Source organism: Psychrobacter sp. JB193, from assembly GCF_002285555.1.
Taxonomy (GTDB): Bacteria; Pseudomonadota; Gammaproteobacteria; order Pseudomonadales; family Moraxellaceae; genus Psychrobacter; species Psychrobacter alimentarius.
In genome coordinates this window covers 197,510-213,697 of the sequence record NZ_NRGY01000003.1, presented here as the reverse complement: position 1 = coordinate 213,697, position 16,188 = coordinate 197,510, and the positions used below count along the sequence as shown (strand labels likewise).

Here is a 16,188-nt window from a genome sequence, read left to right as displayed (position 1 = left end):
CCATACCTTTTAGTAGGTTCTTGTTATTTTGAAGGTTAGAGTATATCTTAATTAGTAAATCAATAGTAAGGCGTTTATCTATGAAAATTGGAATTATTGGCACCGGTCATATTGGAAAAACATTAGTAATAAGATTAAGTGAAGCGGGTTATCAAGTAAAAGTAGCCAATTCACGAGGTCCACAATCTATTGAAGCTGATTTGCTGATAAATGGAGCGCAGCCTGCAACGACTGAGGAAGCATTAGAAGATGCCGATGTCGTTATATTGTCGATCCCACTAATACGGATTCCAGATATCGCACCTCTCATTAGAAAACTTCCAGCTAAAACAATCGTTGTCGATACGTCAAATTACTATCCTCTTCGAGATGATCGAATAGAAAGTATTGATGAGGGTCAAGTTGAAAGTTTGTGGGTAACAGAGATATTAGGAAGACCAGTAATCAAGGCATGGAATGCTATTGGTTCCCATTCTTTCGCCGAAAAATTATCTCCCGTTAATAGCATTGATCGCATTGCTATCCCTATTGCTGCTGATAATAAGGAACATAAAGAGATCGGAATGATGCTTATTCAACAAACAGGATTCGATGCAAAATACTCTGGTAAGCTTGCAGAATCGTGGAGACAACAGCCTGGCTCACCATCTTATTGTACTGACTTGACTTATGAAGAGCTTGGTTCTGCACTTTCAATGGCTGAAAAGAATCGCCTCCCTAAAAGAAGAGATATATCTGTCGAAGCTATCTCTGAGCGGATGGGCGATAGTAAGACAAACCCTGATGCTGACTATGCTGTACGTTTAAGTCGTGCACTATTTATGTAAAATATTACTCTATGGACAGAAGCTAAATGCTTTATCAGAGATCGAATATTGCCTGAACACAATGCCTATTATGGCGTGTACCTAATTCCCAAATTGTAACCCAATAATTATTTCCATTTATCAATAGGAACAAATCTTATGTCCAAAATCATTCGTTTTCACCAAACTGGCGGTCCTGACGTTCTTCAAATCGATAATGTCGACGTTGCTGCTCCCAAAGCCAAAGAGGTTCAGATACGTGTGAAAGCCCTTGGTATTAATCGTGCTGAAATTATGTATCGAACTGGACAGTACGTAATTGAGCCACAGTTTCCCGCTGTTTTGGGCTATGAAGCCGCTGGTATTGTTGAGGCCGTCGGGCCGGACGTGACCGAATTTGTGGTTGGCGATACAGTCAGTGTGGTGCCCGCTTTTTCGTTTGCTGACTACGGTCTTTATGGCGAGTTGGTTAATGCGCCCGCGCATGCGGTGGTTAAGCATCCAGAAAATCTGTCCTTTATTGAGGCTGCGGCAACGTGGATGATGTTTGTTACTGCCTACGGCGCCTTGATCGAATTTGGCAAGCTTGAAGCGGGCGAAACCGTACTGATCGGGGCAGCCTCAAGCAGCGTGGGACTAGCCGCAATCCAGATTGCGAATATGGTTGGTGCTACACCGATAGCCTTGACGCGCAGCAGCAAGAAAAGACAGGCATTACTTGACGCTGGAGCTGTGCACGTAATTGCAACGCAAGAGCAAGATCTGATTAGCGAGGTAATGGCGCTCACTGACGGCAAAGGTGCACGCATGGCGTTCGATCCTGTGGGAGGTCCCGATGCTGGGAAAATTCTTCAAACGCTGTCCATGCAAGGAATCTTCTTTCAGTACGGTGCACTGGATAACCGCGATATTCCCGTTCCGGTCATGGATATATTGAGCAAGCACTTAACGCTGCGTGGCTATGAGCTTTTTGAAATTACTGGCGATCTGGACAAGCTGGAACAGGCAAAGAATTTCATCAATCATGGCCTTGCCAATGGCGAGCTGCGTCCTATTATTAATCGGGCATTCGCTTTTGAAGAGATGGCGGAAGCTCACAGCTATATGGAATCCAACACACAGGTTGGCAAAATTGTTGTGACGCTATAGGAAATTTCTAGAGGCATACCTCAAGGGAACTAGTCAGGTGCTTTCACTGGTTCGGTTCCCTAGTGAGGACTTGAACCTTAGGCTGTGAGATATTGCTATTAGTACTCTAAATCTATTTAGATAAAATCAGTGTACATAGCAATGTAACTTTCAAAATGTAAGGTTGAGTATACAAACCGGGACGAATAATAATTATTCAAGATTATCTTTTACTTTGAAAGGTTCTGAGAATTGTAGAATTAAGAAATTAACAACTGATAATATAATCGCTATCTCATAACGTCCATAAGCAACAGAGATGCCGATAGCAGCGGTATTCCATAAACTTGCAGCTGTCGCAGTGCCTTTTACCGTATTATCACCTTTAAAAATCGCACCCCCACCGATGAAACCCATGCCCGTAATAATAGCGTACATGATTCTCGCTTCGGGTTCTGCTGCACCTCCATGATAGATATCGACAGCCACTAGCATGAAAGCACAAGATGCAATACTGACTAATGGGAAGGTTCTGAGTCCTGCACCCTTATCTTTCATCTCACGATTAAGCGCAATCGGTAGGGAAAGCACGAAAGCAATTGCTAATTGAATCAAATGATATAACATTAATTTTAAGTTTAAATCAAATTCAAACATGGCTTACTGCACTCTTTAAAAGAAGGTTAAAGGTTAAATGAACAAGGGTGATCATCGTTATTTTTAATGCGTCGAAGATGACTTATTACTGCGTAACTTACCAATCATGGTAACAATAGCCACGACAATAACACCGACTACTAAACCTACCAAAGCATTTAAAAGCATGGTTGTCACACTTTCAAATATGCCAGTTAGGTGCGCTAAGTCTTCCACTTCATGATGCAAAAAACTGATCCCGTGCACTAAGATACCGCCGCCCACTAGAAACATAGCTAATGTCCCAGCAATCGATAGAAACTTCATCAGCTTTGGTGCCGCAGACAATAAAATCCCACCTATTTTCTGCTTTGCACCGTTCGTCTGTTTCATTAGGTAAAGACCTAAATCATCCATTTTAACGATACCCGCTACTAAGCCATAAACGCCTACTGTAATGCCAATAGCAATAATAGACAGCATCACGCTCTTCTCTAAAAGCGTCGCTCCAACTGCTGAGCCGAGTGCAATTACGATAATTTCAGCCGATAGAATAAAGTCTGTGCGCACCGCACCTTTGATTTTGTCCTTTTCAAAAGCAACCAGATCAACCGTCTCATCAGCATTGGCACGTAGACGAGCTATTTGTTCTTCATTGTGAGGTAAGAGATGTGGCCAAAACTTATGAATGATTTTTTCAGCACCCTCATAAGCCAAATAGACACCTCCGCACATCAATAAAAAGGTGACTAATGGGGGATAGATGGCACTAATCAGCAACGCTAATGGTACTAATATAAGCTTGTTAACGAATGAGCCTTTGGCGACGGCCCAAACTACTGGTAGCTCACGGTCGGCTTTAACGCCTGAAACTTGCTCAGCATTAAGGGCCAAATCATCACCCAATACTCCTGCCGTTTTTTTAACGGCAACCTTGGTCATGATTGACACATCGTCTAGTATAACACTGATGTCGTCAAGCAAGGTTAATAAACTGGCTCCTGCCATGTGTGCTCCTTTGCGTCTATTTATATAAATTAATTGATAGGTTTTTTATTAAAATCTTTCTAATGTTTTTTGGTATCACCGACAATCTTATCCATCAAAGCAAATAACAGGCCTGACAGTACAAACGTCATATGGATAATCACTTTCCACATCAATCTATCAGCATCACCTTCGCTCATCTCTTTAGGTATATCCATAAATGATTTAAGAAGATCAATCGCAGAAATGGCAACGATGGCACCAATCACTTTGAGTTTCAGCCCAGAGAAATTGATTTTCCCCATCCATTCAGGACGATCCTCATGATCTCCGGTATCAATTTTTGAGACAAAAATCTCATAACCACTAAATATGATGATAAGCAATAAACTTGCGACCAATGACATGTCGATAAGCGCCAACGTACCAACGATGACATCGGCTTCAGATGCACTGAACACATGAGTCGTCATATGCCACAGCTCTTGAAAAAACTTAATAAATAATAAAATGATACCGAGCACCAATCCCAAATAGAACGGGGCTAGCAGCCAACGACTATTAAATATGGTTTTTTCTAATCTTTGTTCAGCTTTCTTCAGCATTTGTGTCTCTTGTTGTTGGCAATATAAATGTTTGAATATAATGTCTATTATTAGGTAATAAAAAGCAATGCATGTTAGAAAAAAGGTTATACCAATTATTTGGCATAACCTGTTATTAACGATATTCTAAGATAGGGGCTGTAGTAGATAAGGATTAAATAACACACCTTTTTCTCAAACTTTTAAGCTGCTCATGCTGCTGGCCATTTGCTCAGCCAGTTTTTTAATGTCAGATTGAGTAGTCATTGCTTATTCTCCTGCTATTGGATTATAAGCAGTTACACAGTTTTTAGGAAAAGCTTCAAAGCGCCAACTTATCCTTATATTCACACATACCTTTTAATGCATTATCGATTAACGTTTTCATCTTAGACAGTTCTGAAATTTTAATTTCTAGCTGTTTGTTTTTTTCTAGAAGCTTTTCACCCATTTGTGATTGCGTCAGGTTGTTTGAATACAATAGCTCTGTTAGCTCTCTAATCTCTTTTAAGGTGAAACCTAACTCCTTCGCCATAATAATCATATTGAGCTGTTCCACAATCCTGTTATCGTAATCTCTATAACCATTAGATTTTCTAGATGGTGACGAAATTAATCCTTCCCTTTCGTAAAAACGGATCGTATCTCTGCTTAGTCCGACTGTTTCAGTTAATTCTTTTATATTCATTATCGAGCACCCTCAATTAACGCTTGACTGTGGAGTAATGTCCATAGTTTATAGTAGGCGTTAATTAACAACAAGTAGGTTCTTTTATGGATATAAATATTCTGACGGACGACAACGTCGAGCTGCGTGCAACCCTCTATAAAGCGAATAACCCTAAGGCCGTTGTTCTAATAAATCCAGGAACCGCTACTAAAACTTCTTATTATTTGCCGTTTGCTAAATACTTAAGAGAGCATGGTTTTCATGTCATTCTTTGGAACTATAGAGGGTTTTGCGACTCTAAAATAAATCATCTAAAGGATTGTCATCATCAGTATTCTGATATCGGACGGTACGACATTCCTGCTGTTATCGATACAGCCAAGCGCCTATTCAATGATTTACCCTTGTATTGCGTAGGTCATAGCACTGGAGGCCAACAAGTGGGTCTTGCTTATAACGCTGATCAATTGGATGCTCTAATCGCAGTAGCTGTTTCAGCGGGATATTTTAGCTATATGCCACCTCGTTATCGCCTTAAAGCCAATTTCTTTTTCCGTTTTTTGGCGCCACTTAGTAATAAAATTTTTAATTATGTACCCGCTAAAAACCTAAGACTTATGGAAGATTTGCCTGCTGGTTTTACAGATGAATGGGGGGCTTGGTGCCAAGAAAAGGAGCTGTTTTTTTCAGATAAGTTCTATGGGAAAACCATTCCTCTTGGTACTTATAAAAATTTCAATGTGCCAACCTTCGTCTTCACTGCCGATGATGATGAAATTTGTACTGAACGCAACCTGCATAATTTTTGGAAAAATGTGACTAGCGATCAACCTATTACTTTTAAACGCTATAGCATTGGTAAGGGGTCAGGCCAATCAGTTGGGCATTTTGGCTACTTTAGAAGTAAAAACACTCATATTTGGCAAGATATTTTAGACACGATCAACAAGGTACATCATGATAAATCGCTACAAACAATATAAAACCTTAATTTTCATTGTATTACTTAATGTGTTTTCGAGCATTTTGCACTATGTCCATAATGTGATTCATTTTGAGCACTATCCTGAGCCTGACTGGTTATCCCCTCATCTGGTAGATGCTTTTTGGTTCGTCATGACACCAATCGGTATCTATGGCTTGATCGTGGCTGTCAAAAGCCAAATGAACAAGGGGCGTTGGTGGCTTTATTTGTACGCCTTGATGGGTTTATTGTCATTACTACACTACAACGTTGAGACTGATAATATTATGACCGTTGCCATGCACAGTCTTATCTGGTTTCAAGCAATTTGTGCCTTTTGGTTAATCGGCTATGTAACGATGTATTTTAAAAATGAAGGCAGACATTAAGAGCACTAATAAATGAAACTTTGGTCTTTATAAGAATGACCTAATCTCGTATTTATCGTTTTAAGGAATTAAAAATGAATGTTGAAGAAACAATAGCAACGTGGGAAGCAGAAGAAGCACGTATTAGAGAAAAGCTAGGTGACGCTGATGTTATTCCACTATCAGACTTAACCACTCGCAGCGGTATGGATATTTTTAATGCTATGTTTGCAGGAGAGCTACCTCATCCTCCTATTGGTCTGACACTTGACTACACTCCTATCTATATGGAAAAAGGTATTGCCGTTTTTCAAGGGCGTCCAAAGCGTCATCATTACAATCCACTGGGTACAGTCCACGGTGGCTGGTTTTGTACGCTTTTAGATTCTGCTGTTGGTTGTGCTGTACATACTCTCTTACCAGCAGGAAAAACCTATACAACGTTAGAGATAAAAGTAAACATGGTGCGAGCTTTGACAGTGGCAACACCTTTAGTACGGGCTGAAGGTAAAGTCATTCATGCTGGTCGAAGAACAGCGACTGCTGAAGGCAAAATTGTAGGGCCTGATGGCAAATTATATGCTCATGCCACCACAACCTGCATCATTCTTGATGTTTAGACAAAATTTTTAATAGTCAATAGAGCTTATTTGACAGTCTTAAGTCTAATAGCTTCTAAATCAAAGAAAAACGCTAAGAATATAATGGATGTTATATGGGTATACCCCAAGGGAACTAGACATTTCGCCCCTTCAAACCTATTAATAGACTACTTAAAACAGACTGGTATAATGGAACCATTTATACTAGGTCACGTTTGATAATTTATAAATAGGTATTGCTGATACCAGTATTGTCTAATCCTGCGAAATATACCTTGCTAAGGCACCAACTTATGTAAAAGGTCTATTAGTAAGTGACCTGTCTGCCATCTCATTTGCCATTATTAATGCTTGGTATAAGCTGGTGGCACTCGCACCGCCATGTCCTGCCAAGTCAAGCGCCGTGCCGTGATCGACCGAGGTGCGGATATAAGGCAGACCTAAGGTTAGATTGACCGTATCGCCAAATCCATGCGACTTGAGTACAGGCAATCCTTGATCATGATACATAGCAATCACTGCATCACAGTTTGCCAAGTGTCTGGACGTAAATAAGGTATCAGCAGGCATTGCCTCTGATATATCTACGCCAGCATTGATAAACTCACGTAGCACAGGATTGATAATTTCAATCTCCTCACTCCCCAGATGACCGCCCTCGCCTGCATGTGGATTGAGACCGCAGACCAAAATGCGTGGCTGCGTCAAGCCAAATTTTTCATGCAAGTCATCGATGACAATTTGTACCGTTTGGCGTACGTTTTCTGCAGTGATAGCAACAGGAATGTCTTTGAGCGGTAAATGGGTAGTCACAAGTGCGACTTTCATGGCTTGATTGGCCAGCATCATGACCACTTTTTTACAGCCGCTTTGCTGCATAAAAAACTCGGTATGACCGCTAAACATCGTGCCATCCGGCAGTTTGATACCCGCATCTATCAACGCTGATTTTTGTAATGGTCCTGTGACAATTGCCGCCACAGTTTGATTTGTCGCAAGCTTATGCGCAATCTCTAATTGTTTTGCCACCATCGCTGAGTTATCAATATTAATTTGCCCAGACGTTACAGGCGCGGCACAAGGTATATTCAATAGCACAAAAGCCTGGTCAGTATCAATGCTTTGTTGCGATATCTGCTTTGTTAAAGCCTCCTCTTCTAAATCATCTATATCAAAGGTTTGCCAAGTAGGACAGATTTTGAGCACACCAGCAGCGATAAGCGCGTCCGCACGCTTTTCCATGGCGTTCGCATCAGCAGTGACCCATATTGGACGCAAAAAATCTTGCAACTTATTTTCAGCTGCCAGTAGCAACACAATATCCATACCAATACCAGCAGGTTCACCTGTGGTCAACAAGAGCGGTCGTTTTTCCTGATTATCATTGTGTGTTTTTTTCATATAAGTCACCGATTTTATTGTATTTTTAGTCGTAATATCATTGTTATGTCTACTGCTTTGAGCCATTATTTGACGACACCAAATCCAGAGAATTTTGTCATCAGAACCATCAAGATGTTTATAATGTGATAGAATTTCGCTTCTGATTGTAGCATTTACTCAGGCATGCTGAGACTCCATTTTGATACTTCTGTTGTAGTAATCAAACTTGTGGGTTGTGCGCTATTATCGACCCATTCTAGTCACAAACCTGTTTTATACCGACTTTTAACACATTAGGCACTCATGGCAGACACCGAAAAAACCGACGAACTACTCAATCAAACACCGCCACATAATATCGATATCGAAAAGGCATTACTTGCGTCTTTGATGAGTATTGAAGAGGCGTACGACAAGATTGCCGATATCGTCACCAAAGATGACTTTTATGCAGGGCGACATCAGTATATTTTCGATGCCATTGCTCACCTTGCAGCCGTCAATGAACCTTATGATACGGTCATGGTGCATGACTGGTTAGAAGCACAGAAGCTCTTAAAAGGTGCTGGCGGTGACAGTTATTTGGCAGATATTTTGAGCCAAAGTCCTGCGACGTTGTTTAACCTGACCGCTTATGCTCAGCGTGTACGTGAGCTATCAACACTACGCCAGCTCATTACTACGGGCAATGAGATGCTAACGCTTGCTTATAACCCAAAAGATCAAACCGTCAGCGATATTTTAGACAGTGTTGAGGGCAAGATATTTAGCATTAATGAGCAGCACAACAAACGTGCTGAGCAGCGTGGGCCTGTTGGGATCACCTCTGTACTGACCAACGTTATTGATAAAATACAAGAGCTAAAATCAAATCCTGATGGCATGATTGGTCTACAAACGCCATTTGTCGAGTTGAACAACAAAACACAAGGTTTGCAAGCAGGTGATTTGATCATTGTGGCTGCCCGTCCTTCTATGGGTAAAACCACTTTCGCCATGAACTTAGCAGAAGGTGTTTTATTCAATGAAGATCTGCCGGTCGTGGTATTTTCGATGGAAATGCCAGCCGAATCCATCGTCATGCGTTTGCTGTCCTCATGGGGGGCGATTAACCAGACGCATCTGCGCTCTGGGCAAATGAACGAGGATGAATGGGCAAAAATGATGAATGCCATTCAACATCTGCAATCTAAGCATTTATACATTGATGATAGTACGGCACTGCCGCCATCTGAGATGCGCTCTCGCTGCCGACGTATCGCCAAAAACCATGATGGACGTTTGGGCGCTATCGTCGTCGATTATCTACAGTTGATGAAAGTACCAAGTCTAGACGGCAACCGTGTGGGCGAGATCTCTGAGATTTCTCGTAGTTTAAAAGCGCTGGCACGTGAGCTTGAATGTCCCGTTATTGCCCTATCTCAGCTTAACCGTAGTCTAGAAAACCGTCCGAATAAACGCCCTATCATGTCGGATCTGCGAGAATCTGGTGCGATTGAGCAGGATGCCGATTTGATTATGTTCATCTATCGTGATGAGGTTTATAATGAGAACTCCGACCACAAAGGGGTGGCTGAAATCATCATTGGTAAACAGCGTAACGGCCCGATTGGTACCGTGCGATTGGGTTTTGAGGGGCAATTCACGCGCTTCATCAATCTGACACCAGAGTATTATCAAGGCGTTAGTTTTGAGAATGATGAATAATATTCTCAATATATACCTAGTTAGCGGCAACACTCTCGTCTGATTGTAGCCAAGAACATCTATAAAACATAAGTTATAAACACAGCCAGTGGTGCATCAACATGATTGATGCGCCACTGGCTTTATGCTTTCCTACTATCATTCCATAGCTCTGCTAATTTCGACATTTTGCTAATAAAGAAGGCGATTATGCGTACCATTACCATCAAACCAAAAGCCATTACTCACAACCTCAATCAGGTCAAAAAACTGGCGCCACAATCCAAAGTCCTTGCAATGGTTAAATCCAATGCCTATGGTCACGGAGTGGCAGCAGTACTACCAGCGTTAACGCGAGCAGATGGTATTGGCGTTGCTACCTTTACCGAGGCGTTAGAAGCGAGACAATTGGGCTGGAACAAAACTATTGGTTTGGTAGAAGGGGCGTTTACCGCCGATGAGTGGCAGCAGGCGATTGAACATGACATCAGCTGCGTGATTCATCATGTGCCGCAACTGACGTGGGCATTGGACAATGTCCCACCAGTCGCAAGCGCAACCCGAGTGGTATGGCTAAAATACAATACTGGCATGAACCGCTTAGGTTTCAATGCCGAAAGGGTTATGGCAGCAGCTAAGCGTCTGCATGAAGCAGGATACCAGCTGATATTGACCACGCATTTTGCCAATGCTGATAACCGCGACCATCCGCTAAATGCGTTACAAATACAGCGTTTTACCGATGTTCTAAATGCTTTACGAGAGAGCATTAGTGCTGATATTAAAGGCTCATTGTGCAACTCAGCTGGTACCGTCAATTTTTCAGAGCATCATCATGATTGGGTACGTCCGGGTATCATCTTATATGGCAGCTCACCCATAATTGATAAAAGCGCGCAAGAATTAGACTTACAACCTGCTATGAGTTTTAGTGCCCAAATCATAGCGCTGCAAACTGTCAATGCCAGTGATGCAATAGGTTATGGTAGTCGCTGGGTGGCACAGCAAGATACTAGAACAGCGCTAGTAAGCGTGGGCTATGGAGATGGGTATCCACGTGTGGTCAGTGACGATGCTTATGTGTCTGTTATTGATAATACAAATAACCAAAGCTACCGGTGCGCCGTGATTGGACGTGTGGCCATGGACATGATCGTCATTGATGTCAGCACTGTACCAGAGGACGCCCATCTGTTAGATAGTCAGGTATTGCTGTGGGGAGATGCGCCGCACATTGATGAAGTAGCCGTACATGCTGACACCATCAGCTATGAGTTATTGTGCCGTGTAACAATGCGACCAAGACGCATACAAGCATAATGGTCGCAAGAAAATGACAAATGAATGGTCTACTTAAGTGACTTATCATTCAGCGTAAATTGAACATTTACATTGGAAGTAATTACGCTATACTAAAAGTTTGTTGTCACCCCAGCATATGCATTAATGCGATGCTATTGAAGACTGATAACGTTTCACTGACTGCGATCGACTGCTAGGATTACTATGAGTTTGCGCCATTTTTTGACCTTATCTGATTTAACCAAACAAGAACTAGAAACCCTGATCAAACGCGCGAGCGAACTGCGTAAGATGCAACATGCGGGCGAGATATATCAGCCCTTTGTTGGTCGTACGCTTGGTATGATTTTTGAGAAATCTTCTACCCGTACGCGCATATCTTTTGAGACTGGTATGGGTCAATTTGGCGGTAATGCTATCTTTTTATCGCCAAACGATACCCAACTTGGGCGCGGTGAGCCATTAGAAGATTCAGCCCGTGTCATCTCCAGTATGGTCGATATCATCATGATTCGTACCTTTGGTCACGAAAAGGTCGAAACCTTTGCTGAATACTCTAGTGTGCCTATCATCAATGCGCTGACTGATGAGTTTCATCCTTGCCAGTTGCTTGCTGACATGCAGACTTACTATGAGCATCGTGGAAGTATCGAAAACAAAATCGTGACATGGGTCGGTGATGGCAACAATATGTGCTCGTCCTTTATGCAAGCCGCCAATCAGTTTGGCTTTGAGCTACGAGTGGCTGCGCCCTATGGCTTTGAGCCAGATCCAAAACTGATGGAACGCTTCTCTCATTGTGTGAGCTTGGTCGAAAACGTACAAGATGCGGCAAAAGATTCTCACTTAATCGTCACCGATGTATGGGCGAGTATGGGACAAGAATCTGAACAAAACACCCGTGCCCGCCGTTTTGCACCATATCAAGTGACGCCTTCATTATTAGATAAAGCTGATCCTGAAGTGGTGTTTATGCATTGCTTGCCTGCACATCGTGGTGAAGAGATTTCTCACGATATGCTTGATGACCCTCGTTCAGTGGTGTGGGACGAGGCAGAAAACCGCTTACATGCGCAAAAAGCCTTGATGGAGTTTTTATTAAAAGACAAAATCAAACTGTCTTAATAAAGCCTCTGCGCGAATCGTTTATAAAATAATGCATATAAAAAAGGCAGATCACCTTGATAGTGGTCTGCCTTTTTTGTATTTATCCAAGCGTTAACGCTCAATTAACGGAGCAGTGTTTAACGGATTAGTGTCTCAACCCCGTTACTACTAGCTTTTAGCAGCACATCTGCTTGGTTAGCAGCAAAAATACCGTTACAGACGACACCAACGATATTGTTCAACGCTTTTTCAAGCGCTACTGGATCTCTGACGTCTAAATCATACGTATCAAGAATAACATTGCCATAGTCAGTGACAAAGTCTTCACGGTAGACCGGCTCACCGCCCAATTTAGCCAACTGGCGCGCCACATAAGAGCGTGCTTGTGGTAGTACTTCAATCGGTACCGGAAACGCGCGGCCTAGTGTTTCGACACTTTTGCTCGCATCAACCATGCATACAAACTTATTTGAAGCCGCCGCAACAATTTTTTCGCGAGTGAGCGCACCGCCGCCGCCCTTTATCAGTTGCAGATGCTCATTGACTTCATCAGCGCCATCAATATAAACATCAAGCGTACCCGCAAAGTTTAAATCTACGATTTCTATACCAAGCGCACGTAATTTGTCTTCCGTTACCTGCGAGCTTGCAACAGCTCCGGCAAGCTTTAGCGTCGGCAACAGCTCAATCAAACAGTTGACCGTACTACCTGTTCCTACCCCAAGTATCATATTGTCTTCAATGTAACTTAGAGCAGCCTTGGCTGCGGCTTGTTTTTGTGCTTGCTGATCACTCATTATAAATCCTTGGTAAAATAAACGTATCGTCTTAAAAGAAGTAGAAAGCTAAAAGAGATAAAATGCGCGGCTATTATAACCGATGACTTTATTGAATGTCAGCGTAATCCTTTTTCTAAATTTTAAACCGACCACAGTTTCAGCTCATACTGTTTTTTTGGATTAAGTTTAAACATTTGACAAATAAGGCAACCAAAAGACCAAAGCCAGTAACGTCGCTAATAGTACAGGCGGCGTGATAAGTAGTCCAATTTTCATATACTGGCCCCAGCTGATCTTATAATCTTTTTCTGCCAATACATGCAACCATAATAAAGTCGCCAGACTACCGATGGGTGTGAATTTTGGCCCCAAATCATTACCAATCACATTGGCATATATCATCAACTCTCGAGTCGCTGCCGGTACTTGTGCGCTATCAATGGCCAATGCGCCAACCAGTGTGGATGGCATATTATTCATAATAGACGCCACAATGGCAGACAAAAATCCTGTGCCTAATGTTGCTGTCATTGCGCCCTGCTGCCCCAGCCAACTTAAAATTTGAGCGCCATAATCGGTGAGTCCTGCATTTCCTAAGCCATAAACAACCAAATACATGCCGATCGAAAACAGTACAATTTGCCAAGGTGCATTACGCACAACATCACGCACGGACACCACTGCCCCGCGACCACCTTGCCAAAAGCGACTTGCAATTGCCATCAGGAGTAAGGCCGCCGCGCCAGTGACGAGTGAGATATGTAATCCCAATGACTCAGTTGCAAAATAAGCCATCAATAATAATGCCAGCAATGGGAAAGCGGCTTTGAACACTAAAGGATCTTCGATAGCGGATTCAGGCTTGCTCAGATTGGCAATTGAATAATGCGTTGGAATATGGCGATAATATGCAATCCACAACACTGCTAATGTTGCTATCACAGAGACGATATTGACGGGCACCATAACCGCTGCATAACGCCCAAAACCAATATCAAAATAATTGGCACTGACAATATTGACCAAATTAGACGTCACCAGTGGCAGACTTGCTGTATCGGCAATAAAGCCCGTCGCGATGATAAAAGCCAGTGCAGAGGGTGGTGAAAAATTCAAACGTAGTAGAATAGCGATAACAATCGGTGTCAAGAGTAACGCGGCACCGTCATTGGCAAAAAATGCCGATATAAACGCACCCAAGATAACAATCATAGGAAATAGCAAACGCCCTTGCCCATTGCCCAATCTTGCCACATGCAGCGCTGCCCACCCAAAAAACCCTGCCTTATCTAAGATAAGCGAGATAATGATAAGTGCTACAAAGGTAAAGGTCGCATCCCAGACAATATCCCAAACCACGCTCACATCAGACCATTGCACCACCCCAAAAGCCAAGGCAATCAACGCTCCGCCTAATGCACTCCAACCAATGCCCAACCCTTTAGGCTGCCAAATCACCAAAACCAAAGTCACAATAAAAATAATGAGTGCAAGCATTGAACAGCCTTATTTAAGTAGACTCAATTTAGAACCATTAATTTAGTAATGAGGTTAAATTGATTTTTGATTCACGCGGCGTGAGAGTTCCTCAGCACTTTCTACGCGTTCTGAATAGCGATCCGTTAGATACTCTGAGCGCCCACGTGTGAGCCAAGTAAACTTCACCAATTCTTCGCAAACATCGACGAGGCGCAAATATAAAGGAGACATATCCATGCGATTGTCATCGTTAAATTCTAAAAAGGCTTTTGGGATAGAGGACTGATTAGGGATCGTAATCATGCGCATCCAACGACCGAGAATCCGTAGCTGATTGACCGTGTTAAAACTTTGACTGCCACCACTCACTTGCATCACTGCCAGCGTTTTTCCTTGGGTCGGGCGTACGCCACCAAGTGACAAAGGTATCCAATCAATCTGTGCTTTCATAATGCTGGTCATACTGCCGTGACGTTCTGGACTGACCCAAAGCATGCCTTCTGACCACTGTGCCAGCTCTCGTAATTCTTGCACTTTGGGATGCTCGGCATCTGCATCATCTGGCAATGGTAAACCTGATGGGTCAAACATTTTGACCTCACAGCCATACCAACGCAATAAACGACTGGCTTCTTCGGCTGCCAGTTTAGAAAATGAGCGTGTGCGTAAAGACCCATACAATACTAATATCTTGGGTGGATGACGCGGATCACTTGCACCAAGCAAAGATTCAATATCAATCGGTTGTATGTGATTTGGATCAATATTGGGCAACTCGTCAAAATTGATGCTATCTAACTCTATCGACTCTAAATCAGCCGATCCAAGGTTTGCTTTTTCTGCTTGGTTATTAAGGTTGTGCATGATGAATAACCTCTCCATCCTCTTTAATAAAACTACTCACTGGCGTATCCAATAGACCAAACACTCGCTCTGAAGGGCGGCACAATGCCGCGCCTTTATCCGTAACCACAATAGGACGATTGATTAAAATAGGATGAGCAATCATGGCATCAATCAACTGATCATCAGAGACACTAGCATTATCTAAACCCAGCTCCTTACAGATTGGCTCCTTGCTACGTAGCAGCTCGCGCGGAGAAAGGTTCATTTTTGCCAAAAGCTCAACCAAGTAGTCACGCGTTGGTGGTGTTTTTAGGTACTCCACCACTTCTGGCTCCTCACCTGAGGCTTTGATAATAGCTAAGGTATTACGTGAAGTACCGCAGTTAGGATTATGAAAAATCAATGGCTTCATAGCAACCTCATCTGGTTTGTAGGTGTATTTATCAAAATATATGTCAGTAATCATCTTAATGGTCTGCTTTAACCACTTCGCACCCACTCAAGCTACTGACAAGCGATGCACACAATTCCGGATGTCCTGCACAGCAGTCTTGCAATAAAAACTGAACGACCGCTTCCATATGCGATAAAGAAGCACGATACACTATCTGCCGGCTGTGTCTTTTTGAGACGACCCATCCAGCTCGTGCCAGCACAGATAAATGCGTTGACATAGTATTGTGAGGCACGTCCAATTGACGGGCTATTTCACCCGCAGGTAAGCCACTCGGCTCTTGATTAACAAGTAACCGAAAGGCTTTTAAACGAGTGTCTTGAGAGAGCGCAGCAAAGCTGGCGATAGCAGTAGTCATTTCCATATGTCCAATAATACAGACATATGAAAAGACGTCAAGCGTTTGA

At 42.7% G+C, this 16,188-nt stretch carries 18 protein-coding genes; 8 read left to right on the top strand and 10 right to left on the bottom strand.

Annotated features, from left to right (window positions below; translation table 11 throughout):
- Window positions 1–80: 80 nt before the first annotated feature.
- Both CIK80_RS14140 and CIK80_RS14135 read left to right on the top strand, forming a co-directional pair.
- Window positions 81–827 (top strand): NAD(P)-binding domain-containing protein, encoded by a 747-nt coding sequence (locus CIK80_RS14140; protein WP_095570549.1) that lies wholly within the window; start codon window positions 81–83, stop codon window positions 825–827.
- A 138-nt stretch (window positions 828–965) separates the two neighbouring features.
- Window positions 966–1,955, top strand: coding sequence for a zinc-dependent alcohol dehydrogenase family protein (locus tag CIK80_RS14135; protein ID WP_095570548.1), 990 nt, complete (start codon window positions 966–968; stop codon window positions 1,953–1,955).
- 192 nt (window positions 1,956–2,147) lie between these two features.
- On the opposite strand, the gene CIK80_RS14130 is transcribed toward CIK80_RS14135, so the two are convergent.
- The 4 genes from CIK80_RS14130 to CIK80_RS14115 all read right to left on the bottom strand — a co-directional run bounded on the left by CIK80_RS14130 (window position 2,148) and on the right by CIK80_RS14115 (window position 4,829).
- The gene (locus tag CIK80_RS14130) at window positions 2,148–2,591 is read right to left on the bottom strand and encodes an MgtC/SapB family protein (RefSeq protein WP_095570547.1); all 444 of its coding nucleotides are present in this window, start codon (window positions 2,589–2,591) and stop codon (window positions 2,148–2,150) included.
- Between the two features lie 63 nt (window positions 2,592–2,654).
- Entirely contained in the window at window positions 2,655–3,578 is a 924-nt protein-coding gene (locus CIK80_RS14125; protein WP_095570546.1) for a DUF808 domain-containing protein, read from the bottom strand.
- A 59-nt stretch (window positions 3,579–3,637) separates the two neighbouring features.
- Complete coding sequence (locus CIK80_RS14120) at window positions 3,638–4,162, bottom strand: TIGR00645 family protein (protein ID WP_011512374.1); 525 nt, start codon at window positions 4,160–4,162, stop codon at window positions 3,638–3,640.
- A gap of 301 nt (window positions 4,163–4,463) precedes the next feature.
- The gene (locus CIK80_RS14115) at window positions 4,464–4,829 is read right to left on the bottom strand and encodes a MerR family transcriptional regulator (RefSeq protein WP_095570545.1); all 366 of its coding nucleotides are present in this window, start codon (window positions 4,827–4,829) and stop codon (window positions 4,464–4,466) included.
- A gap of 86 nt (window positions 4,830–4,915) precedes the next feature.
- On the opposite strand from CIK80_RS14115, the gene CIK80_RS14110 reads away from it, so the two are divergent.
- The 3 genes from CIK80_RS14110 (at window position 4,916) to CIK80_RS14100 (ending at window position 6,763) form a co-directional block, all read left to right on the top strand.
- On the top strand, window positions 4,916–5,794 hold the full coding sequence (locus CIK80_RS14110) for an alpha/beta fold hydrolase (RefSeq protein WP_095570544.1): 879 nt from the start codon (window positions 4,916–4,918) through the stop codon (window positions 5,792–5,794).
- Window positions 5,769–6,164 (top strand): hypothetical protein, encoded by a 396-nt coding sequence (locus tag CIK80_RS14105; RefSeq protein WP_095570543.1) that lies wholly within the window; start codon window positions 5,769–5,771, stop codon window positions 6,162–6,164. Before CIK80_RS14110 ends, CIK80_RS14105 begins: the two co-directional genes overlap by 26 nt.
- Window positions 6,165–6,238: 74 nt before the next feature.
- Window positions 6,239–6,763 carry a PaaI family thioesterase gene (locus CIK80_RS14100; RefSeq protein ID WP_095570542.1) on the top strand — a complete coding sequence of 175 codons (525 nt, stop codon included), beginning with the start codon at window positions 6,239–6,241 and terminating at the stop codon, window positions 6,761–6,763.
- Window positions 6,764–7,036: 273 nt separating this feature from the next.
- Here the strand turns inward: CIK80_RS14100 and pdxA are convergent, their stop codons facing one another.
- On the bottom strand, window positions 7,037–8,146 hold the full coding sequence (gene pdxA / locus CIK80_RS14095) for a 4-hydroxythreonine-4-phosphate dehydrogenase PdxA (RefSeq protein WP_095570645.1): 1,110 nt from the start codon (window positions 8,144–8,146) through the stop codon (window positions 7,037–7,039).
- A 285-nt stretch (window positions 8,147–8,431) separates the two neighbouring features.
- Between pdxA and dnaB the strand changes: the two genes are divergently transcribed.
- The 3 genes from dnaB (at window position 8,432) to argF (ending at window position 12,241) form a co-directional block, all read left to right on the top strand.
- Window positions 8,432–9,835 (top strand): replicative DNA helicase, encoded by a 1,404-nt coding sequence (gene dnaB / locus CIK80_RS14090; RefSeq protein WP_062844681.1) that lies wholly within the window; start codon window positions 8,432–8,434, stop codon window positions 9,833–9,835.
- A gap of 189 nt (window positions 9,836–10,024) precedes the next feature.
- A complete protein-coding gene (gene alr, locus CIK80_RS14085; protein ID WP_095570541.1) occupies window positions 10,025–11,134 on the top strand; it encodes an alanine racemase in 1,110 nt (369 codons plus the stop codon).
- A gap of 186 nt (window positions 11,135–11,320) precedes the next feature.
- Window positions 11,321–12,241 (top strand): ornithine carbamoyltransferase, encoded by a 921-nt coding sequence (gene argF, locus CIK80_RS14080; RefSeq protein ID WP_062844683.1) that lies wholly within the window; start codon window positions 11,321–11,323, stop codon window positions 12,239–12,241.
- A 119-nt stretch (window positions 12,242–12,360) separates the two neighbouring features.
- Here argF and rpiA read toward each other — a convergent pair whose 3' ends face one another.
- The 5 genes from rpiA to CIK80_RS14055 form a co-directional block, all read right to left on the bottom strand.
- A complete protein-coding gene (gene rpiA / locus CIK80_RS14075; RefSeq protein ID WP_095570540.1) occupies window positions 12,361–13,020 on the bottom strand; it encodes a ribose-5-phosphate isomerase RpiA in 660 nt (219 codons plus the stop codon).
- Between the two features lie 168 nt (window positions 13,021–13,188).
- Window positions 13,189–14,499, bottom strand: coding sequence for an arsenic transporter (locus CIK80_RS14070; RefSeq protein ID WP_062844685.1), 1,311 nt, complete (start codon window positions 14,497–14,499; stop codon window positions 13,189–13,191).
- 54 nt (window positions 14,500–14,553) lie between these two features.
- Window positions 14,554–15,345, bottom strand: a complete 792-nt coding sequence (gene arsH / locus CIK80_RS14065) for an arsenical resistance protein ArsH (RefSeq protein ID WP_257011789.1) — start codon at window positions 15,343–15,345, stop codon at window positions 14,554–14,556.
- Window positions 15,332–15,739, bottom strand: a complete 408-nt coding sequence (gene arsC / locus CIK80_RS14060; protein WP_095570643.1) for an arsenate reductase (glutaredoxin) — start codon at window positions 15,737–15,739, stop codon at window positions 15,332–15,334. The genes arsH and arsC overlap by 14 nt, the downstream gene beginning before the upstream one ends.
- Window positions 15,740–15,794: 55 nt before the next feature.
- Entirely contained in the window at window positions 15,795–16,139 is a 345-nt protein-coding gene (locus CIK80_RS14055; RefSeq protein WP_228139832.1) for a winged helix-turn-helix domain-containing protein, read from the bottom strand.
- Window positions 16,140–16,188 lie beyond the last annotated feature (49 nt).